Source organism: Bacteroides finegoldii DSM 17565 (genome assembly GCF_000156195.1).
Classification (GTDB): Bacteria; Bacteroidota; Bacteroidia; order Bacteroidales; family Bacteroidaceae; genus Bacteroides; species Bacteroides finegoldii.
Window position 1 is genome coordinate 164,274 of record NZ_GG688321.1, and the last position, 23,290, is coordinate 187,563.

25 protein-coding genes, 1 tRNA gene and 1 pseudogene are annotated in these 23,290 nt (G+C 44.8%); 12 read left to right on the plus strand and 15 right to left on the minus strand.

From position 1 onward, the window contains the following. Positions 1 to 1,095, plus strand: a pseudogene (locus BACFIN_RS20685) (TolC family protein); the annotation flags it as partial. Between the two features lie 91 nt (positions 1,096 to 1,186). Here BACFIN_RS20685 and BACFIN_RS12535 read toward each other — a convergent pair. Next, positions 1,187 to 2,704, minus strand: coding sequence for a methyltransferase RsmF C-terminal domain-like protein (locus BACFIN_RS12535; RefSeq protein WP_007751609.1), 1,518 nt, complete (start codon positions 2,702 to 2,704; stop codon positions 1,187 to 1,189). Positions 2,705 to 2,813: 109 nt separating this feature from the next. On the opposite strand from BACFIN_RS12535, the gene BACFIN_RS12530 reads away from it, so the two are divergent. The 6 genes from BACFIN_RS12530 to BACFIN_RS12505 all read left to right on the plus strand — a co-directional run bounded on the left by BACFIN_RS12530 (position 2,814) and on the right by BACFIN_RS12505 (position 7,035). After that, on the plus strand, positions 2,814 to 3,389 hold the full coding sequence (locus BACFIN_RS12530; protein ID WP_007751610.1) for a DUF6249 domain-containing protein: 576 nt from the start codon (positions 2,814 to 2,816) through the stop codon (positions 3,387 to 3,389). Next, positions 3,386 to 3,931, plus strand: coding sequence for an RNA polymerase sigma factor (locus BACFIN_RS12525; protein WP_007751611.1), 546 nt, complete (start codon positions 3,386 to 3,388; stop codon positions 3,929 to 3,931). The genes BACFIN_RS12530 and BACFIN_RS12525 overlap by 4 nt, the downstream gene beginning before the upstream one ends. Then, positions 3,918 to 4,250, plus strand: a complete 333-nt coding sequence (locus BACFIN_RS12520) for a DUF5056 domain-containing protein (RefSeq protein ID WP_007751613.1) — start codon at positions 3,918 to 3,920, stop codon at positions 4,248 to 4,250. The genes BACFIN_RS12525 and BACFIN_RS12520 overlap by 14 nt, the downstream gene beginning before the upstream one ends. Before the next feature lie 136 nt (positions 4,251 to 4,386). Beyond that, positions 4,387 to 5,658: a cardiolipin synthase gene (cls, locus tag BACFIN_RS12515; protein WP_032839457.1), complete on the plus strand. Its 1,272-nt coding sequence runs from the start codon at positions 4,387 to 4,389 to the stop codon at positions 5,656 to 5,658. Positions 5,659 to 5,741: 83 nt separating this feature from the next. Continuing rightward, positions 5,742 to 6,536: a thymidylate synthase gene (locus BACFIN_RS12510; protein ID WP_007751620.1), complete on the plus strand. Its 795-nt coding sequence runs from the start codon at positions 5,742 to 5,744 to the stop codon at positions 6,534 to 6,536. Positions 6,537 to 6,540: 4 nt separating this feature from the next. Then, complete coding sequence (locus BACFIN_RS12505; protein ID WP_007751622.1) at positions 6,541 to 7,035, plus strand: dihydrofolate reductase; 495 nt, start codon at positions 6,541 to 6,543, stop codon at positions 7,033 to 7,035. A 64-nt stretch (positions 7,036 to 7,099) separates the two neighbouring features. Here the strand turns inward: BACFIN_RS12505 and BACFIN_RS12500 are convergent, their stop codons facing one another. After that, positions 7,100 to 7,582 carry an Lrp/AsnC family transcriptional regulator gene (locus BACFIN_RS12500; RefSeq protein ID WP_007751623.1) on the minus strand — a complete coding sequence of 161 codons (483 nt, stop codon included), beginning with the start codon at positions 7,580 to 7,582 and terminating at the stop codon, positions 7,100 to 7,102. A gap of 151 nt (positions 7,583 to 7,733) precedes the next feature. On the opposite strand from BACFIN_RS12500, the gene BACFIN_RS12495 reads away from it, so the two are divergent. Next, positions 7,734 to 9,011, plus strand: a complete 1,278-nt coding sequence (locus BACFIN_RS12495; protein ID WP_007751624.1) for an IgA Peptidase M64 — start codon at positions 7,734 to 7,736, stop codon at positions 9,009 to 9,011. Positions 9,012 to 9,073: 62 nt separating this feature from the next. Beyond that, positions 9,074 to 9,610 (plus strand): GNAT family N-acetyltransferase, encoded by a 537-nt coding sequence (locus tag BACFIN_RS12490; protein WP_007751628.1) that lies wholly within the window; start codon positions 9,074 to 9,076, stop codon positions 9,608 to 9,610. Between the two features lie 78 nt (positions 9,611 to 9,688). Here the strand turns inward: BACFIN_RS12490 and BACFIN_RS12485 are convergent, their stop codons facing one another. From BACFIN_RS12485 to BACFIN_RS12445, 9 genes are all read right to left on the minus strand, one after another. Next, positions 9,689 to 10,159, minus strand: a complete 471-nt coding sequence (locus BACFIN_RS12485) for an ExbD/TolR family protein (RefSeq protein WP_005678886.1) — start codon at positions 10,157 to 10,159, stop codon at positions 9,689 to 9,691. A gap of 3 nt (positions 10,160 to 10,162) precedes the next feature. Then, a complete protein-coding gene (locus BACFIN_RS12480) occupies positions 10,163 to 10,756 on the minus strand; it encodes an ExbD/TolR family protein (RefSeq protein WP_007751631.1) in 594 nt (197 codons plus the stop codon). A 34-nt stretch (positions 10,757 to 10,790) separates the two neighbouring features. Then, on the minus strand, positions 10,791 to 11,276 hold the full coding sequence (locus tag BACFIN_RS12475; protein ID WP_007766780.1) for a hypothetical protein: 486 nt from the start codon (positions 11,274 to 11,276) through the stop codon (positions 10,791 to 10,793). Between the two features lie 6 nt (positions 11,277 to 11,282). Next, a complete protein-coding gene (locus tag BACFIN_RS12470) occupies positions 11,283 to 12,086 on the minus strand; it encodes a MotA/TolQ/ExbB proton channel family protein (protein ID WP_007751637.1) in 804 nt (267 codons plus the stop codon). A gap of 75 nt (positions 12,087 to 12,161) precedes the next feature. Beyond that, positions 12,162 to 12,249: transfer RNA gene (locus BACFIN_RS12465), tRNA-Ser, on the minus strand. Between the two features lie 120 nt (positions 12,250 to 12,369). Further along, positions 12,370 to 13,146, minus strand: a complete 777-nt coding sequence (locus tag BACFIN_RS12460; protein ID WP_007751638.1) for a TatD family hydrolase — start codon at positions 13,144 to 13,146, stop codon at positions 12,370 to 12,372. Positions 13,147 to 13,151: 5 nt separating this feature from the next. Further along, entirely contained in the window at positions 13,152 to 13,856 is a 705-nt protein-coding gene (locus tag BACFIN_RS12455) for a hypothetical protein (RefSeq protein WP_007751639.1), read from the minus strand. A 15-nt stretch (positions 13,857 to 13,871) separates the two neighbouring features. Continuing rightward, entirely contained in the window at positions 13,872 to 14,846 is a 975-nt protein-coding gene (locus tag BACFIN_RS12450) for a polyprenyl synthetase family protein (RefSeq protein WP_007751640.1), read from the minus strand. A gap of 72 nt (positions 14,847 to 14,918) precedes the next feature. Continuing rightward, the gene (locus tag BACFIN_RS12445) at positions 14,919 to 15,602 is read right to left on the minus strand and encodes an energy transducer TonB (RefSeq protein WP_007751643.1); all 684 of its coding nucleotides are present in this window, start codon (positions 15,600 to 15,602) and stop codon (positions 14,919 to 14,921) included. 219 nt (positions 15,603 to 15,821) lie between these two features. On the opposite strand from BACFIN_RS12445, the gene cmk reads away from it, so the two are divergent. The 3 genes from cmk (at position 15,822) to pfkA (ending at position 18,512) form a co-directional block, all read left to right on the plus strand. Beyond that, positions 15,822 to 16,514 carry a (d)CMP kinase gene (cmk, locus tag BACFIN_RS12440; RefSeq protein WP_032839483.1) on the plus strand — a complete coding sequence of 231 codons (693 nt, stop codon included), beginning with the start codon at positions 15,822 to 15,824 and terminating at the stop codon, positions 16,512 to 16,514. Between the two features lie 22 nt (positions 16,515 to 16,536). Beyond that, on the plus strand, positions 16,537 to 17,415 hold the full coding sequence (locus tag BACFIN_RS12435) for a 4-hydroxy-3-methylbut-2-enyl diphosphate reductase (RefSeq protein WP_007751648.1): 879 nt from the start codon (positions 16,537 to 16,539) through the stop codon (positions 17,413 to 17,415). Between the two features lie 116 nt (positions 17,416 to 17,531). Beyond that, the gene (gene pfkA, locus BACFIN_RS12430) at positions 17,532 to 18,512 is read left to right on the plus strand and encodes a 6-phosphofructokinase (protein ID WP_007751652.1); all 981 of its coding nucleotides are present in this window, start codon (positions 17,532 to 17,534) and stop codon (positions 18,510 to 18,512) included. A 103-nt stretch (positions 18,513 to 18,615) separates the two neighbouring features. Here pfkA and BACFIN_RS12425 read toward each other — a convergent pair whose 3' ends face one another. The 4 genes from BACFIN_RS12425 to BACFIN_RS12410 form a co-directional block, all read right to left on the minus strand. Next, positions 18,616 to 19,470, minus strand: coding sequence for an SDR family oxidoreductase (locus tag BACFIN_RS12425; RefSeq protein ID WP_007751655.1), 855 nt, complete (start codon positions 19,468 to 19,470; stop codon positions 18,616 to 18,618). After that, complete coding sequence (locus tag BACFIN_RS12420) at positions 19,467 to 20,690, minus strand: NADH:flavin oxidoreductase (RefSeq protein ID WP_007751659.1); 1,224 nt, start codon at positions 20,688 to 20,690, stop codon at positions 19,467 to 19,469. Before BACFIN_RS12420 ends, BACFIN_RS12425 begins: the two co-directional genes overlap by 4 nt. Positions 20,691 to 20,753: 63 nt before the next feature. Continuing rightward, positions 20,754 to 21,515: a DUF1295 domain-containing protein gene (locus BACFIN_RS12415; RefSeq protein ID WP_007751660.1), complete on the minus strand. Its 762-nt coding sequence runs from the start codon at positions 21,513 to 21,515 to the stop codon at positions 20,754 to 20,756. Between the two features lie 423 nt (positions 21,516 to 21,938). Continuing rightward, a complete protein-coding gene (locus tag BACFIN_RS12410) occupies positions 21,939 to 23,282 on the minus strand; it encodes a citrate/2-methylcitrate synthase (protein ID WP_007751677.1) in 1,344 nt (447 codons plus the stop codon). Between the last annotated feature and the right edge of the window lie 8 nt (positions 23,283 to 23,290).

A 23,290-nucleotide genomic window follows, 5' to 3' on the forward strand; every position in this document is an offset into this window, starting at 1 on the left:
AAATATCGAAACGAACAACAAGGAGCTGCGGCTAACAAGCAGCTGATTCAGTCGCAAAAGCTGGAGGCTAGAACGGACAACAATCTGCCCGATCCTACGCTTTCCTATGCACACCTCTGGGGCTCGAAAGATAAAAGTGAAACAATCGGTGAGCTGGTGGTTTCGCAGAGCTTCGACTTCCCCAGCTTATACGCCACGCGCAACAAGCTGAACCGTCTGAAAATCGGAGCTTACGACAGCCAGGCGGATGTCTTCCGGCAGGAGAAGTTATTGCAGGCAAAGGAACTTTGCCTGGACATCATTATGCTTCGCCAGCAGAAGCAGATTTTAGAAGAACGCCTGCGCAATGCGGAAGAACTTGCTAAAATGTACGCCAAACGCCTGCAGACAGGAGATGCCAATGCGCTCGAAACGAACAAGATCAATCTGGAGTTGCTGAATGTCAAGACGGAAGTGTCTCTGAACGAAACGGCGCTGCGCAATAAATTGCAGGAATTGAGTACGTTGAACGGAAATCTTCCAGTTGTTTTCGAGGAGAGCCAATACCCGGCCGTGCCTTTCCCGACTGATTATCAGATACTGAAATCGGAGGTGTTATCGACGGACCGCACGTTGATGGCGCTTGGCAACGAGAGCCTCGTCGCCCGCAAACAAATTGCTGTCAACAAGTCGCAATGGTTGCCGAAACTGGAACTGGGCTACCGCCGGAACACGGAATCGGGTACTCCTTTCAACGGCCTAGTGGTGGGATTCTCTTTCCCTCTTTTTGAAAACCGGAACAAGGTGAAGATTGCCAAAGCACAGGCTCTGAACATCGATCTGCAAAGGGATAATGCCGCCTTGCAGGTAGAATCCGAACTGGCACAGCTTTACCGGGAAGCCAAAACGCTTCATGCTTCTATGGAGGAGTACACGAGGACTTTCCGGTCGCAACAAGATCTTGCCTTGCTCAAACAGGCCTTGACCGGAGGACAAATCAGCATGATTGAGTACTTTGTGGAGGTGTCCGTGCTCTATCAGAGCCACCAGAATTATCTGCAACTGGAAAATCAATACCAGAAGGCAATGGCGCGGATCTACAAGAGCAAATTATAAATATAAAAGGTATTTATCTACTTATGAAAGTAAACAGGATAAGATTTATCGAGCTGATCTTATCCTGTTTTTTTTAATTGTGCCGAGAAATTTACAGTATCCGAAGTTCCTCCGGCAGATAGCCGCTACGAATGCGCCATTCCTGCGGATAAAGATTGTTAGCCCGGTTGCCGATATTTTTCACGAAGCCCAACGGGACGCCTCTATAAGTAAGCAACACGAACCCGCGAGCCACCGCAGCAGGAAGTACAATAGCTTCTTTGCGCAAATAAGCTATCGCCTGCTCATAGCTAATGTCCTCAACGGCAAAAGCGCCGTCACGCAACAGCACAGGGCACAGTGCCAGCGCATGAGCGGGAACCAAATCTCGCCCTTTCACTTCACCCACCGACACACCGGACTGGATCACTTTCAAATTCTGTCGAAGTGCTTCCAACTCTTCCAGACGAGCATTGGGAAAGGCGTAAACGGTTTCCGCATCGGTCAGAAGAGAATAGTTGCCGATGTCCCTCACCCAACTCCGGGCTACGTCCATCAATTCTTTAGCGACAGGCGGGACTCCTTTCCCAGCGTGTTTCCCTTTTTTCTTTGCAGCTCGCGCTATCGTAGATTTTGAGATTGCAGACTTCTGTGAATTGATGGTTTCCCATGCCTTCTTCGTTTCGTTGTCATCTGTTTCTATGCACGGTTTCCGAAGAACAGCCAGAAAGAATCCCTCTCCTTTCGTTTTATGGGGGAAGAAGTGATAGACGGGAATGCCCTCCAAATGAACGGTCCCGGTCGATTCATCTTTCAACAGATTTCCTGTTATATTCCATTCTTCCCGAACTTCCAACGGCAGCAGTTCCGCCCCGAACTCTTGCTGAATCCAGCGTACGTTTTCTTCATCTTCTTTTGTATTAAAGGTACAGGTACTATATATAAGAATGCCTCCGGGCTTCAGACAAGGCCAAATATCAGCAATAATCCTCCGCTGTCTCTGCCAGCAAATCTCTACATTCTCCGGGGTCCATTCTTCTATCGCCACAGGGTCTTTGCGGAACATTCCTTCACCGGAACAAGGAACGTCGGTGAGAATTACATCAAAAAAAGACGGTAAAGCCGAGAAATCCGCCGGATCATTATTAGTAACCACCACATCCGGATGTCCCCACTTCGCAAGATTTTCCGCCAAAACCTGTGAACGGTTTCGTATGACTTCATTAGCCACCAGCAGGCTTCCTTCGGGCAGCACGCTACGGGCATGGGTAGACTTTCCACCGGGAGCGGCGCAAAGATCCAACATTATTGCCGGTTCTTTGATGTATTGGCGTAATGCCTGCTCTACAAACATCGAGGAGGCCTCCTGAACATAGAAACAACCGGCATGAAACAACGGATCGAATGTAAAAGTCAGGCGTTCGTCCAGATAAACCCCTTCGGACGACCAAGGAACTCGGTCGAAAGGAGAATGGACAGCAGATAACCCTTCATCCTGCACTTTCCATTTTTCATTGTTAAAGCGGATACTGACAGGTGGTTCTTGCTGCAGGGCAACGGCCAGTTTTTCATATTCTTCTTCACCTAATAAAGAGCGGGTATAGTCTACAAAAGAAGCGGGTAATTCCATTTTTCATTTATTAATTTCCGCAAATATCAAAAATATTTCGTCTCTTTGCAACTTTCTAAGTCATTAACTACGTCTAACAAACAAAGAAACAAATTAAAAAACGATCTATATGAAAAATTTTCTACTTGCTTTGATGGTTGTATTGACCACTTGCACACTGGCTGTCGCTCAAAATCAGAATCCTGTTGCCCACGACTCCATCAGTCAGGCGGAACCGACTCTGGTAGTTGACACAGACACAACCGACTCTATCGCCAAAGAGAATGTTACTGCTACGGACACAAGTAATCATAGCGTTCTGTACAGCCTATCCAATGCGATGGAGGATGTTCTGATTCCTATCATCGCAATCATTGCAGTCTTCGGTTTTCCGGTGTTTATCCTATTCATCATTTTCTTCTTCCGCTACAAGAACCGGAAAGCCCGCTATCGCCTTGTCGAACAGGCTCTTGCTGCCGGACAACCGCTTCCGGAAGATTTCCTCAAGGAGGACAAGCCGAATGATCCGCGTACGCAAGGCATCAAAAACATCTTTACGGGAATCGGACTTTTCATCTTCCTCTGGGCTATTACCGGTGAATTTTCAATCGGCACTATCGGTCTGCTAATCACTTTCATGGGAATCGGAAAGTGGATCATCGGTAGAAAGAAAGATGAAAATCAAGAGAATGACAGTCAAAGATGAATCAACTCAATGATATATCGCTAGTCGCGCAGGTCGTGGTGTTCAGAAACACTAAGGCCTTCGACCAGTTGGTGAAGAAGTACCAATCACCGGTCCGGCGGTTCTTCCTGAATCTGACTTGCGGAGACAGCGAATTGAGTGACGACCTGGCACAAGACACGTTTATCAAAGCGTATACAAATATTGCTTCTTTCAGAAATTTGTCCAGCTTCTCCACGTGGCTGTATCGAATTGCTTACAATATATTTTATGATTATATTCGCAGCCGCAAAGAAACAGCAGACCTTGACGCCAGAGAAATAGACGCCGCCAACAGTGCCGAACAGGAAAACATCGGTCAAAAGATGGATATCTACCGATCGCTCAAGACGCTTAAAGAAATAGAAAGAACCTGCATCACACTTTTTTATATGGAAGATTTAAGTATCGAAAAGATTGCGGGAATTACAGGAATACCGACAGGAACGGTGAAAAGCCATCTGTCGCGTGGAAAAGAAAAGTTAGCAACGTATTTAAAACAAAACGGTTATGACAAAAATTGAAAATGACGAGAAGCTTTTGAAGGATTTCTTCACGGCTAACAAACAGGAAATAGCTGATAATGGCTTCAGCCGCCGTGTCATGCATCGCTTGCCCGATCGTAGCAATTGGTTGGCACGCATCTGGAACGCTGCCGTGGTGGTTGCGGGCGCTGTGCTTTTCATTTGGATGGGCGGCTTGGAAGCTGCTTGGGGAACAATCAGAGAAGTGTTCATAAGCATGATTAATCAAGGCACTGCGGAGCTGGATCCGAAATCGATTATTATCGCCTCTGTCGTCCTGGTATTTATGGCAACACGAAAAGTTGCATCGATGGCATAAAAGTTATCAATAGCATAAGAGTTATAAAAGCACTTCGTCTGTTAAACAATAATAAATATACCCTTTCTCTCAAACAAGCCCAAACATAGATGTCGTATCTTTGTTGAACTGTAAAACTAAAATAGAGAGAAAAGTTTTGAAATTACGTATATTTATTTTATTCCTGTTCCTGTCTTTATTACACGCTCAGGCAGACATCATAGACAGTCTAAAAACACAACCCAGAGACTCGATCGGACTTGCAAGTGACTCACTTGTATTACGTTTTCTGGAAGAGTCCGGCATACCCATTTCCGACAACAATAAAGTAAAGTTACTGAAAAGCGGACGGGAAAAGTTTATCGATTTATTCGAAGCTATCCGAGAAGCCAAACATCATATTCATCTGGAATACTTTAACTTCCGCAACGATTCCATCGCCAATGCCCTATTCGACTTGCTGGCTCAGAAAGTGAAAGAGGGGGTTGAGGTACGTGCTATGTTCGATGCTTTTGGCAACTGGTCTAACAACAAACCTCTGAAAAAGAAACATCTCAAGAAAATACGTGAGCAGGGCATTGAAATTGTAAAGTTCGATCCGTTCACATTCCCTTATATCAACCACGCTGCCCACCGCGACCATCGGAAAATAGCTGTCATTGATGGGAAAATAGCTTATACGGGAGGCATGAATATAGCAGATTACTATATCAACGGTCTGCCTAAAATAGGGACCTGGCGTGATATGCATATGCGCATAGAGGGAGACGCGGTCAATGACTTACAGGAAATCTTCCTGACAATCTGGAACAAAGAGACCAAACAAAATGTAGGAGGAGCTGCCTACTTTCCACTCCACGAGAGCAAGACGGATAGTACCGACATCATTGTCGCAATCGTTGACCGTACTCCGAAAAAGAACAGCCGAATGCTGAGCCACGCGTATGCGATGAGTATTTATTCGGCACAAAAAAACGTTCACATCGTAAATCCTTACTTCGTGCCGACCTCTTCAATCAAAAAGGCGCTTTACCGAACCATTGATCGGGGGGTGGATGTGACAATCATGGTTTCCTCCGCTTCCGATATTCCATTTACCCCAGACGCTGCACTCTACAAACTTCACAAACTGATGAAAAGAGGGGCAACGGTCTATATGTATAACGGCGGGTTCCATCACTCTAAAATCATGATGGTCGATGATCTGTTTTGCACAGTGGGGACTGCCAATCTGAATAGCCGCAGCCTGCGGTATGACTACGAAACCAATGCTTTTATTTTTGATAAACGGATAACGGGCGAACTGAACACGATGTTTCACGAAGACATCCGGGATTGCACCCAACTGACTCCCGAATTCTGGAAAAAGCGTTCGCCCTGGAAGAAGTTCGTAGGATGGTTTGCTAATTTATTCACTCCATTTTTGTAATTTTGCATAAGCGTATATAGTCTTGAGCGAACGTATATATCATTTTGCGCAAGCGTACGTATAGTATTTGAAATTTATTCATTATGAAACAATATTTGGATTTATTAAATCGTGTATTAACCGAAGGCACAGAGAAAAGTGACCGTACCGGAACCGGAACCATCAGCGTCTTCGGTCATCAAATGCGTTTTAACCTTGAGGACGGTTTCCCTTGCCTGACGACCAAGAAATTGCATTTAAAATCAATTATATATGAATTACTCTGGTTCTTGCAAGGAGATACCAATGTGAAGTATCTGCAAGAGCATGGAGTACGCATCTGGAACGAATGGGCGGATGCAAACGGTGATTTAGGGCATATTTATGGGTATCAGTGGCGTTCGTGGCCTGACTACAACGGGGGATTCATCGACCAAATCAGTGAAACGGTGGAAACGATCAAACACAATCCGGACTCACGCCGTATCATTGTTAGCGCCTGGAATGTAGCGGACTTAGACAACATGAACTTGCCGCCTTGCCATGCCTTTTTCCAATTTTATGTGGCGAATGGCCGATTGAGCCTGCAACTTTATCAACGCAGCGCCGATATTTTTCTAGGTGTTCCTTTCAATATCGCGTCGTATGCATTATTGTTGCAGATGATGGCGCAAGTGACGGGACTGAAAGCAGGAGATTTCATCCATACTTTAGGGGACGCTCATATATACCTGAATCATCTGGAACAAGTGAAACTACAACTTACACGCGAGCCTCGTCCGTTACCGCAAATGAACATCAATCCGGATGTAAAAAGCATTTTCGATTTCAAATTCGAGGACTTTGAGTTAGTAAATTATGACCCGCATCCTCACATAGCGGGTGCAGTAGCTGTATGACAATATGAGTAAAATATCAATAATTGCCGCCCTAGACCGCCGTAGAGCAATAGGTTTCCAAAATAAACTCTTGTTCTGGCTGCCCAACGACTTGAAACGTTTTAAGGCATTGACTACCGGAAATACCATAGTTATGGGACGGAAAACCTTTGAGTCACTTCCGAAAGGTGCATTACCGAATCGCAGAAATGTAGTTATCTCTTCCAATCCGGCATTGCAATGTCCCGGTGCGGAAGTGTTCCCTTCGCTCACCGCCGCTTTGCAGAGTTGCAAAGAAGATGAACACGTATATATCATAGGAGGAGCAAGTATCTATCAACAAGCGTTGCCATTCGCCGACGAACTTTGTCTGACGGAAATAGACAGTACAGCTCCCGAAGCGGATGTGTACTTTCCGGAGGTCTCTCCGGCTGTGTGGCAAGAAAAAAGCAGAGAGACTCACCCTGCGGACGAGAAACATCTCTGCTCGTATGCTTTTGTCGATTACACAAGGAAATAACTGACTTCCGCTTAGCGCAATCTTATCATCTCATCTGTCACTATCGGTTGATGAGATGATTTGACTAATCTTCATCATCATCAAAGTCTATATCTATCGGCATCTGTCGCTTGATGGCTTCATGGAAAGATATTAATGTTTCAGTACGAGCCAGACCAAGCGGCTGTAATTTATCATGAATAATGCTCAACAGGTGATGATTGTTTTTAGCGTAAATCTTGATAAACATATCATATTTTCCGGTAGTGAAATGACACTCGACTACTTCGGGTATAGCTTCCAAAGCCTTCGTCACCGAATCAAAAGATTCAGGATCTTTCAGATATATACCGATGTAGGCACAAGTCTCATACCCTACTTTCTCAGGATCAATAATATATTCTGAACCTTTCAGGATTCCAAGATTTGTCAACTTCTGAATACGTTGATGAATGGCAGCACCGGAAACACTACACGCTCTTGCTACTTCAAGAAAAGGAATACGCGCATTTCCTGCAATCAGTTTCAGGATTTGCTCATCCAAAATATCTATTTGATGATGTCCCATTTTCAAATCAAATTGTTTAAAACGATGAATCTTTTGTGCAAAGTTAGCGATTTTTCGGCAACAAATACTATAAACTATTACTTTTATTTATAGGAGGCGGATAAGTCGCCAATAGTTTGTACCTTTGTAAAAACATAAATATACTATTTATATGAAACAAATTTGCTGTACCATCCTACTATTCTTCGCTTTTGCAGGAAGCCATGCGCAAGATTTTGCGGATTACTTTCAGAACAAAACTTTACGAGTAGATTATATCTTTACCGGAAATGCGGAAAGACAAAATATTTACCTGGATGAATTATCGCAACTACCGTCTTGGGCAGGACGGCAACACCACCTTTCGGAACTTCCATTGGAGGGCAACGGACAAATCATCGTTAAAGATCTCGCTACTCAACAAACTATTTATAAGACTTCTTTCTCTTCACTGTTCCATGAATGGCTGAGCACAGACGAAGCAAAAGAGACTGCTAAGGGCTTCGAAAATACATTTCTCCTGCCATTTCCCAAACAGCCTGCTGAAGTGGAGATTTCTTTGTATTCTCCCCGCAAAGAGGTTATGGCACGCTACAAACACCTTGTCCGTCCGGATGATATACTGATTCATCAACGAGGCGTGTCCCACGTCACTCCGCACCGGTATCTGCTCCGGAACGGAAACGAGAAAGACTGCATTGACGTTGCCATACTTGCTGAAGGCTATACGGATAAAGAGATGGATCTGTTTTACCAAGATGCGGAAAATGCCTGCGAAAGCCTGTTTTCGCATGAGCCGTTCCGCTCAATGAAGGACAAATTCAATATTGTTGCCGTAGCCAGCCCGTCCACCGATAGCGGTGTTAGTGTTCCTCGCGAGAATCAATGGAAACAGACGGCTGTCCACTCACACTTCGACACTTTCTATTCAGACCGCTATCTGACTACCAGCCGAATAAAGTCTATCCATAACGCTTTGGCGGGTATCCCCTACGAGCACATTATTATCCTTGCCAACACGGACGTCTACGGCGGAGGAGGAATCTATAACTCCTACACACTGACCACCGCCCATCATCCCATGTTTAAACCAGTGGTAGTCCATGAGTTCGGCCACAGTTTTGCCGGGTTGGCTGATGAATATTTTTACGAAAACGATACCATGACGGATACTTATCCATTGGATGTCGAACCGTGGGAGCAAAATATATCAACACGGGTGGATTTTTCCTCCAAATGGGAAGATTTGCTTCCGGCAGACACTCCGATACCTACTCCTGCCAACAAATGGGAGAAGTTCCCTATCGGGGTATACGAAGGTGGAGGTTACTCTGCCAAAGGTATTTATCGCCCTGCCCATAATTGCCGCATGAAAACAAACGAATACAAGGAATTTTGTCCGGTTTGCCAACGTGCCATCCGGCGTATAATCGAATTCTACGTTCCTTGATGTAAGGATAAGAATGAAATTGTAAAACAGAAATATTATCTAATTTTAAAACCCCGAACCTCATGATCAGACTTCAACCAATCAGTACATCTGACCTGCAACATTACAAATTTATGGAAGAACTGCTGGTAGATTCTTTTCCACCGGAAGAGTACCGGCAATTAGAACAGTTACGTGAATTCACCGACCGGACAGGCAATTTCCATAATAACATTATTTTTGATGACGACTTGCCGATAGGCTTCATCACCTATTGGGACTTCGGTAACTTCTATTACGTAGAGCACTTTGCAACCAATCCTGCTTTGCGCAACGGAGGGTACGGCAAACGTACGCTGGAATATCTATGCGACTACTTAAAACTCCCCATTGTACTCGAAGTGGAGCGTCCGGTAGAAGAAATGGCAAAGAGACGTATCGGCTTCTACCAACGTCAAGGATTTGTCTTATGGAAGAAAGACTACCGCCAGCCTCCTTACAAGCCCGGTGATCACTTCCTCCCAATGTATCTAATGGTACACGGCAACCTTGATCCGGAAAAAGACTACGAAGATATAAAACATAAACTGCACACGGTCGTCTACGGAGCAAAAGAGTGAAGTAGAAATAAAACAGAACAAAGAAAGGGCTTCCAAAATGATTTGGAAGCCTTTTCTTTATATAATAGAATTAACTAATTATTTCTCACCACGTTTAGTAGCAGAATAGTTAATCTTCAAAGCATAAGATTTTCTGAGAGCATTTTTTACGTCAGTAACAATACCCATCTTTGTCTTTTGGTCTACTTTCAGAGACACAGTCATCTTAGCGGCGTCCCCTTCACTCATACTAGCGCGTTCCTGGAAAATGAAGTCCTGCACCTCGCCCACTTCAGCATAGCTGTCGTTGAGCTGAATACGACTTTCAGTACCCATTTTCGCACGGTATTCTTGTGTAGGTTCACCTACATAAATGAATGTCACCAATGATTTCTTCTCCAGTTTTTCGAGCTCAGTACCTTGCGGAAGCGTAAACTGCACCTTTAATGTTACCTCACGCATTGTTGTTACAATCATAAAGAAGAACAACAAGGTAAAGATAAGGTCAGGCAACGAAGAAGTATTCAATGCCGGCATTTCACGTTTACCAGTCTTATTAAATTTTCCCATTACTTACCTCTTTTTTTCTCCGTATTTTTTAGGTTCTGCCTCAGAAATACGTTGCGGATAAATCTCACGGACTGCTTTCTGTTGTAGATCGTTCAGTTCCGAATAAGTAACCCCAAATTTTTCTTTAGCCAACTCATCTCTCAATTCATTGTATGCAGCAACCAATTCATTCTGCACACTGATATATGCCTGATAAGAAGATCCACGGTCATTCTGCAAAGAAATTACGTGCTTGTCGTTAACCATGCATGTGCCGAAGAACTCTACATTCTTCTGTGTTTTTTCAGGCATATTTTCTGCGTTAGCAACGTTAGCGATAAATTCTTTGGCCTTTTGTCTCAACTGATCAACACCGATATAATCATTTCCGCACATCAAAGCATCATCCTTATTCAGATACACCTGCAAGATGTTACGTTCTTTGATTTTATCCGTATTCTCGTTCTTTTCATCTTCGGGAGGTGGAGGCAAAAGTCTTGCCAAACCACGGTCCGTATCCATTGATGTTGTAATCAAGAAGAAGATCAGCAACAAGAAAGCGATATCCGCCGTAGAACTTGAGTTAATATCAGGAACTTTTCTTTTTCCTTTTGCCATTGTAATTACTTTTTAATTGAGTACTCTCAATTGATTATGATAATTTTTTCTTTATACCACTTGCAATGATTGCAACAATTGTTACAAACAACAGGATGTAAATAGAATAAAGGAACATATCAGTCAGCTTCAACCAGAAAGGAACGTTGTCAGTACCATCATAACCCGGAATCTGCATAGGTGTACCGTCACCCATAGCCCAAGCTACAACTAAAACAACAACCAAAAGAACCAGACCAAGCAAAGACTTAATAGCGGCTGCCGGGCTGTCTTTCAAAGCTGCACCAAATTGGAATACTGCGGCAACTAAAGTAGCGGCAATAGCAATACCAAACAAAGCATACATCAAATAGAGTAAGGCATCTGTCTGGGCCGGTTGCCACATTTCGGGATCTACTCCCGGGATCACTGCCGCTCCAGTAGCGTCTCCTCCGAAGAAGAAGAGCCCCATCACGATCAGGATAATAGCAAACATCGCATACAATGCGTAATACGATATTCTATATGTTAACTTACTCATTTCGAATTATTTTTTATATTTCAGGTTATATTTGATCACCATGTCAAGCAAAGAGATAGAAGAATCTTCCATTTCACTTGTAAGAGCTTCAATCTTAGAAAGTACGTAGTTGTAGAATACCTGAAGGATCAATGCTACGATCAAACCGAAGATTGTTGTAATCAAGGCCACTTTCATACCACCTGCAACAACTGTCGGAGAGATATCACCTACCTGCTGGATTTTATCAAATGCCTGCACCATACCGATTACAGTACCCAAGAATCCGAGTGACGGAGCCATTGCGATAAACAGTGTGATCCAAGAACATCCTTTTTCAAGGTAACCAGCCTGTACACCACCGTAAGATACAACTGACTTCTCAACTACGTCAATACCTTGATCGATTCTCATCAAACCTTGGTAGTAGATAGAAGCAACAGGACCTCTAGTGTTACGAGCAATGTCTTTTGCAGCTTCAACGTCACCTTTTTCCAAAGCAGCTTCGATAGATGCCATGAATTTTTTTGTGTTGATTTCAGCCAAGCTCAAATAGATGATACGTTCGATACAGAAAGCCAAACCAATCACCAAAGCGATAGCTACCAAACTCATGAAAGATGCAGTACCTTCAATGAATTTAACTTTGATTTCCTTGTGAATACCACCTTCTTCTGCAGCAGGAGCAGCAGCAGTTGTAGCTTCAGCAGCAGGAGCAACAGCTTGTTGTTCAGTTTGTTCTGCTGCAGGAGCGTCTTGAGCCTGAGCAAGTTGAGTTGAGCCAAATGTCAAGGCCCCAATCACAGCAACAATTGCGAATAACTTTTTCATTGTGTGTCTAATTTTTAAGATTAATTAATTGATTATTATTATTGTTTTCACTTCTCGTTTCACATTCAATTTCTGCGGAGAGACGGGGATTCGAACCCCGGATACACTTTTGGCGTATACACGCTTTCCAGGCGTGCCTCTTCAACCACTCGAGCACCTCTCCCTATGGGTTTTCTGTATTTTCAGCTACAAATGTATCCTTTTTTTTCTTTTCTTGAAGCATTATCCCTTTTTTATCTCGAATAAATACTGTAAATTAATATAATTTAAAACCTTTCGTGCCTTATTTGCGGAATCCGAACACTTTTAGCGCATTTTCAGAAGTGACCTGAGCCACGTATTCAAGGCTCTTCTGATAAATTTCCGCTACTTTGGCAAGGGTATCTTTCACGTTGGCGCTTTCATTTCTCTTCCCGCGATTCGGAACGGGGGGCAAATAAGGAGAGTCGGTTTCGAGCACAATACGCTCCAAAGGAACGGTCAACAGGGTTTCCGGCAACGTCGACTTTTTGAAAGTGACCACTCCGTTAATGCCCAGCATGAAACCATCGAACTCCAGCAGTCTAGCCGCTTCTTCCGGCGTTCCGGTAAAGCTATGGAAAATCCCTCTTAATGCGGTTTTCTTATAGGGTTCCATTACCTTATATATATAATCAAATGCTTCTCTCGTATGAATAACAACCGGCAATTCATATTCAAGCGCCCATTCGATCTGTCTTTCAAAGACCAAAAGCTGTTCTTTCAGAAAAGTCCGGTCCCAATAGAGATCCAGACCGATCTCACCGATAGCCACAAAATAATTGGGAGCCGACAAACGTTCACGTACAATTGCCAATTCCTGCTCATATGTTTCATTCACCGAAGTAGGGTGCAATCCAATCATCGGATAACAAAGATCCGGATATTTCGCACAAACGGATAATAAAGCGTCAATCGTCGTACTGTCAATATTGGGCATAAAAATAGACGAGACACCGGCATTGCGCGCACGCTCCATAACTTGCGGCAAGTCTTCGGCAAATTCTTCTAAGAAAAGGTGTGAATGGGTGTCTATCAACATGATAACTAATTTTCTTCTTTTACTTTCTCGCTGGAACGGTAATAATATATCAGTCCATAATCACGGCACTTATCCAAACGATCCTCGTTTGGAGTAACGTCTTGATATTTCGCTTCTACCTGATTCCAGATATCCAGAATCAGTTCATCGGCACGCTCACGCATAGAGGACAGCTCATCAAGACTACGGTTGGTCAATGCCTGATAATTCTTTTGCCGTTCATAACTGTCCAGAAAAATATCGTAATGCACTTTTACACGTGCAATGGTCGGGTTATAAATAGGTATACCGCCCTGTCCTGTCCGGCGTTGCTCGCCTTCGATGATTTTCTTCCCCCACTCCACCAACGAAGCCTCACTCAACAGATCGGGCACGACATTGGCATCGGGCAAATCGTACAGTTTTTTGTGTACCGCTTTTATCTCGTCACGAAGCACAGCCAAATTGAGCACTTGGATAAAATGAGAAATATACAACCGGGCGGTTTTCACATTTGCCTGGTGCTTGCGACTAGCCCGAGACTGATTTTCGTAACATTGCGTATAGTAAATTTGCGCAGCCTCGAACCTCTGCAGGAAGTTACGTGCCTCGAACAGCGTCTTTAATGAAATAGCCAAATCGCGTACATTATATACATCCCCTTTTTCGACCGCCGCTTTCAGCGCCCGAACTCTCGCTTGATCTGTATTTGGTAATCGTCTATAAGGCATGCTTCAAGAACTTAGCTACATTTCACGGTACATTAACAACTTCACCAGGTTCTTCAGTTCTTTTTTTCTTTCCTCAGCCACTCCCACTGCGGCAAGGCTTTCCATGGCAAGCGTGTAATAGCCGCGCATTTTGTTTTCGCAGACACTGCGAATGTCCAGTTGGTTATACAGTTCAGTCACCGCTTTTATTTTCTCGGCCGGCTGACAAGTTTCCGCATCCAGCCAACGGTTCAGTTCCTCCCTCTGTTTCGCATCCGCACGATCCAATGCCTTGATGAGCATATATGTTTTTTTGTTGCACAGGATGTCTCCGCCTATTTTCTTTCCGAACACTTCCGGATCTCCATAAACGTCCAACAGGTCATCTTGCAACTGGAATGCAACGCCTATCTGCATTCCGAATTTATATAGATTTTCCGCATCTTCGGCAGTCGCCCCCGCCAAGATAGCGCCAATCTTAAGACTGCCCGCAAGCAGCACTGCTGTTTTCAGGCGGATCATTTCAATATACTCATCTTCCGTCACATCACCGCGGGATTCAAATTCCATGTCCAGCTGCTGTCCCTCGCAAATCTCAAGCATAGTCAGGCTGAACAGGTCCATCACCTCTTTCAAGTGTTCCGCCGGGCAAGCCGTCATATAGCGGAATGCCAGAATCAGCATAGCGTCTCCCGACAGCACAGCCGTGTTATCATTCCAGACTTTGTGCACGGTCGGTTTTCCCCTACGCATATCCGAACGGTCCATCAAATCATCATGCAACAACGTGTGGTTGTGGTACACTTCGATAGCAGCAGCCGGTTCATAGATAGAAGCAACATCCTCCCGATACAAATTGTACGCCATCAACATTAATACGGGGCGTATCCGCTTCCCACCCAGAGAAAGAGTATATTCGACCGGTTCATAAAGTCCTTTCGGTGTCCGGGTAAATTGGATATCTGCAATATATTTATTTATTTTATCAAGTAGTTGAGAAGCTGTATACATGAGGATGGAGAAAATATTTAATGAATGAAAAGAGGCTGCCGAAAGCAGCCTCCCCAATTATTGTGTTACAAATTACTGCAATCTGAACATTACAGGAACTGTAAATTTAACACGTACCGGTTTTCCGCGCTGCATACCTGGTTTCCACTTCGGCATGGTGTTAATCACACGGAGGGCTTCCTTGTCCAAGTACGGGTCAACGCTACGTACTACTTTTGCGTCTACAATACTACCGTCCTTGTTGACAACGAACTGTACGATAACACGTCCTTGAGTTCCGTTTTCCTGAGCGATAGTCGGATATTTGATGTTTTTAGCCAAATATTGCATCAAAGCTGCCTGACCGCCGGGGAAATCCGGCATGTTTTCTACAACTTCAAAGATAGTCTGTTCTTCCGGCTCTTCTTCAACAACTTGCACCGGTACGTATTTTACTTCTACCGGAGCCACATTATCTTCGTTGATAATGGTAGTTGATTCATCAATTTCGGCTTTATCGTCAACAATTTCCAACAATTCAGCCACTTTCGGAGCTTCTGGTGGCGGTGGAGTCGCTTGTTCAGGGGTTTCAGTGATAGGAATGATTTCCTCTTCAAACACAACGTCAGCTACTGCCTGGCTTGTATCAATTTTCACGTCACGCTGGGTCCATTCGAACGCCACGAACATGAAAGCCAACACTACCACGTAACCAACGAGCAGCCATGTAGACTTCTTGCCTTCCAAGTCTGCTTTGGGTGATTTTTTAACTTCCATAAAATAATTAATATAATGATTAATAAAAAAAGTGTCTTCCTATGTGTCTCCGGGCAAATATAGTACATTTTCAGATAACCGTCCACCTCTTCCTGTCTTTTTATCCGGCTTTTTAACTTTTTTAATCCTTTCTGACTTATCCGGCTCCTTTTAACGGCAAATGCATGGTTGATTTTCAAAATAAATGTATCTTTGGCGGACAAATCAGAAGAACTGAATATGAAAAAGATAACAATAGCAATCGACGGTTTCTCTTCTTGCGGAAAAAGTACAATGGCCAAAGACCTTGCCCGCGAAGTAGGATACATTTACATTGACAGCGGAGCTATGTATCGCGCGGTCACCTTATATAGTATAGAAAACGGCATTTTCGACGGGAACGACATCGACACGGAAAAGCTGAGAAAAGAAATCAGAAACATCCGTATTTCATTCCGCCTGAATCCGGCGACCGGACGGCCGGACACGTACCTCAACGATGTAAATGTGGAGAACAGAATCCGGACGATGGAGGTGTCGTCTAAAGTCAGTCCCATCAGCGCACTCGATTTCGTACGCACAGAAATGGTAGCGCAGCAACAGGCAATGGGAAAGGAAAAAGGCATTGTGATGGACGGACGTGACATCGGAACGACCGTTTTCCCGGAAGCCGAGTTGAAAATTTTCGTAACCGCCACACCCGAGATCCGTGCCCAACGCCGTTACGACGAGTTGAAGGCGAAAGGCCAGGAAGCCAGCTTCGACGAGATTCTGGAGAACGTGAAACAACGGGATTATATCGACCAGCATCGGGAGGTCAGCCCATTGCGGAAAGCAGAGGACGCTCTGCTGCTGGATAATACGAACCTGACAATCGAGCAGCAGAAAGAATGGCTGTTTGAACAGTTCAACAAAGTAAGTGGCATTCAATAACCGCAGACAACGACCGCAAATTATGATTAAGGTAGAGATTGACGAAGGTTCCGGCTTCTGCTTCGGTGTGGTGACGGCCATCAACAAGGCAGAGGAGGAATTGGCAAAAGGAGAAACACTTTATTGTCTCGGAGACATCGTTCACAACAGCCGAGAGGTGGAAAGACTTAAAACGATGGGATTAATCACCATCAATAGGGAGGAATTCAAGCAGTTGCGGAATGCAAAAGTACTGCTCCGCGCGCACGGAGAACCGCCTGAAACTTATATGATCGCCCGCGAGAATAATATAGAAATCATCGACGCGACTTGCCCGGTGGTGTTACGCTTGCAAAAACGTATCAAACAGGAGTTTCTGCAAGACGCCGCCAACGATGAAAAACAGATTGTGATTTATGGCAAAAACGGTCATGCGGAGGTGCTGGGACTAGTGGGACAGACCGACGGGAAAGCGATTGTCATCGAGAAGGCAGAGGAAGTAAAGAAGCTGGACTTGAATAAAAGTGTCCGTCTCTTCTCGCAGACCACCAAGTCGCTGGATGAGTTTCAGGAAATTGTAGCGTATATCAAACAGAATATTTCACCGGAAGCGACATTCGAATACTACGATACGATTTGTCGCCAAGTGGCAAACCGTATGCCCAAGTTAAGGGAGTTTGCGGCTACACACGATCTGATATTTTTCGTCAGCGGGAAGAAAAGTTCAAACGGAAAGATGTTGTTTGAAGAGTGTCTGAAAGTGAACGCCAATTCACATTTAATTGACAATGAGAAGGAAATAGACCCTTCCCTACTCCAGAATGTACAGTCAATCGGGGTTTGCGGAGCTACCTCCACTCCCAAATGGCTGATGGAAAAAATATATAGCCACATTCAGTCGCTTATAGAAGAAAGCAAATAGCTGCAATTTGAACATTTTTAATGTTTTCTTCATACGAAAAGAAACTTCATAACCATTGCTTTCAACTTTTTATTGTACATTTGCCACGTCAAACTAATTAATGAAAAGATTGTGTTATGGGAACAGTTAAGTGTATCGGAATCTTGACTTCCGGAGGTGACGCCCCCGGAATGAACGCAGCTATACGTGCGGTGACACGTGCGGCTATCTACAACGGATTGCAAGTTAAAGGTATATACAGAGGGTACAAGGGCCTTGTGACAGGCGAAATCAAAGAGTTCAAAAGTCAGAACGTAAGTAATATCATCCAACTGGGCGGTACTATCCTGAAAACAGCGCGCTGCAAGGAGTTTACCACTCCGGAAGGACGTCAACTAGCCTACGATAACATGAAAAAAGAAGGTATTGACGCTTTGGTAGTCATCGGTGGAGACGGCTCGTTGACGGGGGCCCGCATTTTTGCACAGGAGTTTGATATTCCTTGTATCGGACTTCCGGGAACAATCGACAACGACCTTTATGGCACGGATACCACTATCGGATATGACACGGCATTGAATACGATTCTGGACGCTGTGGATAAAATTCGCGACACGGCAACCTCGCACGAACGTTTGTTCTTCGTCGAAGTAATGGGACGAGACGCAGGTTTCCTTGCGCTGAACGGAGCAATCGCTTCGGGAGCCGAAGCCGCCATCATTCCGGAGTTCAGTACGGAAGTCGACCAATTGGAAGAGTTTATCAAGAACGGATTCCGCAAATCGAAGAATAGTAGTATCGTACTAGTGGCGGAAAGCGAACTGACCGGAGGAGCGATGCACTATGCCGAACGTGTAAAGAACGAATACCCGCAATACGACGTACGTGTAACGATTTTGGGACACTTGCAACGCGGAGGTAGCCCGACTGCCCACGACCGTATTTTGGCAAGCCGACTTGGGGCTGCCGCTATCGACGCTATCATGGAAGACCAACGTAACGTAATGATCGGTATCGAACATGACGAAATAGTTTACGTACCGTTCAGCAAAGCGATTAAAAATGACAAGCCGATAAAAAAAGATCTTGTGAATGTATTGAAAGAGCTTTCTATCTAAGGCTCGGAATAATAAATAAAACGCGGATTAACGCGGATAACGCAAATAGAATTTGATCTTTCTTTGCGCAAATCCGCGTTAATCCGCGTTTCCTTTTTTCCTTTTAGGAAGAAATCCATCGTGCCAACGAACGTTCCGTGACTTCCCACAGTAGCTCCCTCTGCACGTGATGAACGTATTTATCCGATAATTCTTTCCGACGATTACTAGCATACAGTTGCCCCGTCACTCCGGCTTCTTTTTCATCCAACAACAAACCGATAGCGGTGGAAGCCCCTTGTGCGGGCTTGCGAATAAAAGGCCGGAAAAAAATGTCCGTCAGCGGGTCAAACCACTTATGCATAGTAATAATATTAGTAGAGACAATGCCCGGATCGGCAGCATTGACGGTAATTCCTTTATCACGGAGTAGCTTGGACAGTTCAATGGTAAACAACAATAAAGCCAGTTTCGTATTGCTGTAAACGGGAATTCTCCAAAATTCTCCGACCTTGCCTCTGTGAAAGAAATCGGGAAGTTCAATACGCCCGATCGCATAAGTGCAAGACACCATGTTTACAATTCGCGCACCGCGCACCATCGCAGGAATCAGTTTCCGGGTAAGCAGATAAGGTCCTACATAATTCACGCTAACCGTTCGCTCAAACCCATCTACGGTAATATGAAGTCCCGTTTCCATCGTTCCCGCATTATTCATCAGCAGAGAAACAGGAAGGTTACGTTCTAATATCCGGTCGGCAAAAGAAGCTACGGATTGCATGGAAGCCAAATCAAGAGCCATAACTTCCAGATTCGGGTTTCCGGTTTCTTCAATCAAACAAGCGCGGACAGTCTCCGCCTTTTGGGGGTTGTAACAAGCCATTATTACCTGATAACCAGCTTTGGCAACGGCACGTGTGATTTCCGTTCCCATCCCTCCGTCCGCACCGGTAATGATAGCCCATTTTATATCATTCATTTCTTTTCCAATTTTTCAATCTCCTTTTGCAGACAAGGAGGTAACGTTTCTTTTAAATGTTGATGGCAGGCCATTTCTATCGAATACATACGGCCTATGCAGTAATTACTGTGTCCACAGTTGCAACGGGCCTGCTCCTCCTGCTTCATCCGGTTCACAAATCCAGGTTCGTTGAGTAAGGCACGTCCCATCTGTACAGCTTCAAAGCCCGCATCGAGCACTTCATCTATCTTCTGACGGGCAACGAGTCCGCCAACATAAATCAAGGGAGCTTCCGGAAGAGCTTCCCGGAACTTTAAGGCGTCTTTCAGGAAATAAGCCTCCTCAAAAGGCACGGACGGAATCATCCATTTTCCGAACATCCGGACACCGTATTTCAGCCACCAACAGTCCATATAGTGCGCCATCGAGCGAATCGGCATCGCTCCCCGCATCACATACATCGGGGCTTTGCTGACAAAGCCTCCACTCAGCACCAGTCCGTGAGCACCCAGCTCCAGAAGCCGTTTCGCCACCTGAATGGATTCGTCTATTTCCATTCCGCCTTTGAAACCGTCGCGCATATTCATTTTGACAATCACCGCCATGTCATTGCCCGCCGCTTTCATCACCTCTTCCATCACCAGATCCATAAAACGCATCCGGTTCTCCAGCGAGCCTCCGAACTCGTCTTTGCGATGGTTGGTGTAAGGTGAAAGGAATTGGCTGATTAAATAACCGTGTCCAGCGTGCACTTCCACCGCATCAAATCCCGCTTCCCGTGCCAAGTTGACAGCGTTTCCGTAAGCCTGTGCCATTTCCGGAAGTTCTTCCCGTTCCATTCCACGCACAAACGTAGGCGAATAGAGGTTAAAACCTGAAGAAGCGGATATGGGCGTGACACCGCAAATCTTTTTGTGGGACATATTTCCGCAATGCCCTATCTGGATACCTACCGCAGCACCCTCGTCGTGCACGGCTTTTGTCAATTCATTCAAACGGGAAATTATGGACGGACGCATCCATAGCTGACGATCGAAAGAGAGCCCGCTTTGCGTCACGGCGGCATAAGCTACAGTCGTCATCCCCACTCCTCCCGCAGCAACCGAGCGGTGGTAATCCAATAGCATCTGCGAGGGAGTATTGCCCGGACACATACTTTCAAACGCTGCCGAACGTATCGTCCTGTTCCGCAACGTCAAAGGGCCGAAAGTGACCGGAGTGAAAAGTTTAGATTTCATAGTAGTTTATATTTATTCAAGTCTTAATTCTAGTCTTAATTCAATTCGTGATAAAAAAATCTCCTAGTAGAGAAAAGGAAACACCCGCTTCCGTGTGCCTACCGCGTCGCCGAATTCCTCGCGATAACGTTTCCAGATGGCGTCGGCTCGCGGAACGAGGTTTGCAATCGTCCACCAAAGGAAAACAAGTCCGGAAAGCGAACAGGTAAGAATTGCCCAGCCTGCCCATTCTACGATTTCACCGAAATAATTGGCGGAAGTCACATAGCGGTACATACCTTTCTGTGGCAGATAATGCCGTGTGTCTCCCGGTTTACGCAAATGGCGGATGATATAATCGGACGACCAGTTCACCAGCATACCCGTAAAAAACAGCAAAGTACCTATTATAAAGTACGGGGAGGTGAACCAATCGGACTGGTACATCGTTGCGGGGGCAAGGTAGAAAATCCATTCTCCTTGCATATATCCATTCAACAGATTGAAAAGGATTCCCATTGACATGATGGCCAACGGCATTTTACTTTTTCCTTTCAATAACAAAGGGAAAATGAAAGCCCGTTGAAAATAATGCAGTTGGAAGAATAAAAAGAAGGTCAATATCACCGGCTCAAAGCGGCGTTCCGAATACATCCACATCACGCACATCACGAGGAAGACCGGAGCTTCCATCAGTATCCAAGCCAGCTTGTTTGAAATAGCCGCTCCCCACGAAGACGTGCGGAAGATTCCGTATCCTGCTTTCACGAAGTAGAGAGCGACAAAAACAATCAGGGCAATCAAGCTCATTACACCCAAAAACAGATTAAAAGCTGCTAAATTCATATTGAAGTTCTTTTGTAATGCACAAAAATAGCAAAAATGAAAGTAATAGCCACACAAAATGTCTTTTAAATATAAAACTTACCCAAATAACAACTACACTTTGGATTCAAGAATTTACCATAGAAGGACTCGCGGGCAACGATTGCACATAATTCACTGATTTACACCAGCATACAAAGGGAAAGTCATCAAATAGAGAAAAGGCGTTTTAACACGATGTTAAAACGCCTTTCTTGGTAGGCAGAAACCGCCTTTCCTTGACACCAAGAACGCTCTTTTCTCCATAAGAGGAGACGAGGGAGCTATTCGAAATGTTAATTATGTTATTATTTCCAGTTCTATAAGACTTTCCCCGAACAGAATCGAGACTCAATATCTATTCGGGGAACATTTTACATTATATAGAAAAAGGATTGATGCGGATCAGCGTTTCTTGATCGGAACATAGGCCAGTTCCTCAAGAACGTTCTTATAAGCAGGACGAATAATACGTTTTCCGTCAAAGGTCAGCTCCTCATTACGGTGTGCACACCAGCCGACAATACGAGCCATTGCGAACAAAGGAGTGAAAATTTCCTGCGGCAGTCCGATCATTTCGTACACAAAACCGGAATAGAAATCAATATTGCTGGATACTGTCTTTCCATTGTTCTTCACACGTCCGAAAGTAGCGATAGCACGTTCTTCCAGCAGTTCGAGGAAAGCAAACTCACTCTCTCTGCCCTTCTCACGGGCAAGGTCACGGGCAAGTTCCTTCAGCAAAAGTGCACGTGGATCGGAAATGGTGTAGACAGCATGACCGATACCATAGATAAGTCCGGTTTTATTGTACACTTCCTTGTTCAACATACGAGTGAAATAAGTATCTATTTCATCCACATTCGTCCAGTCTTTGATATTTTCTTTCAAGTGATGGAACATATCCGCCACCTGGATATTCGCTCCTCCATGAAGCGGACCTTTCAACGAACCGATACCGGCAGCGATGGCCGAGTAGGTATCCGTTCCGGTAGAGGAAGTGACACGGACCGTAAAGGTAGAGTTGTTACCTCCACCGTGCTCTGCCTGAAGAATCAATAACAAGTCGAGTGTGCGAGCATCCAATTCGGTATAGTCCTTCTTCAGCATATATAAGAAATTTTCGGCAATAGAAAGCTTTTCCTGCGGATGGCGGATATGCAGAGAACGCCCGAAAGTAGCATGACGAAGCATATTATAAGCGTATGCAATGATAGTGGGAAACTTCGAAATCAGCTCAATACTTTGGCGCATCAGGTTGTCTCTGGAGGTATCGTCCGCATTCGCATCAAAACGATACATCTCGAGCACGCTGCGCGACAAAATATTCATAATATTGCTTCCCTCCAACTCAATAATATTCATTTTCGTCTTCTGCTCCAACGGCATGTTGTCGTTAATCAGTTCACGGAAAGAAAGCAGTTCTTCCTTGTCCGGCAAGCGTCCCGAAAGCAGCAAGTAGGCCACTTCCTCAAAGCCGAAACGTTTCTCCTTGATAATGGCATGAGAAATATCTTCCACGTCATAACCGCGATAGAACAATTTTCCCGGTATAGGCTTCAATCCGCCTCCCGGAACACGTTCGTAACCAACCACGTTACCGATTTTAGTCAGGCCTACCAGCACTCCTGTGCCGTCTTCGTTACGCAGTCCGCGCTTCACGTCAAATTTGGGGAACAATTCATTGTCAATCCGGGTAGCTTCCTTCATCTCTTCGGAAAGCTTGTAAATCAAGTACTCTTTCTTCATTTTCTTTG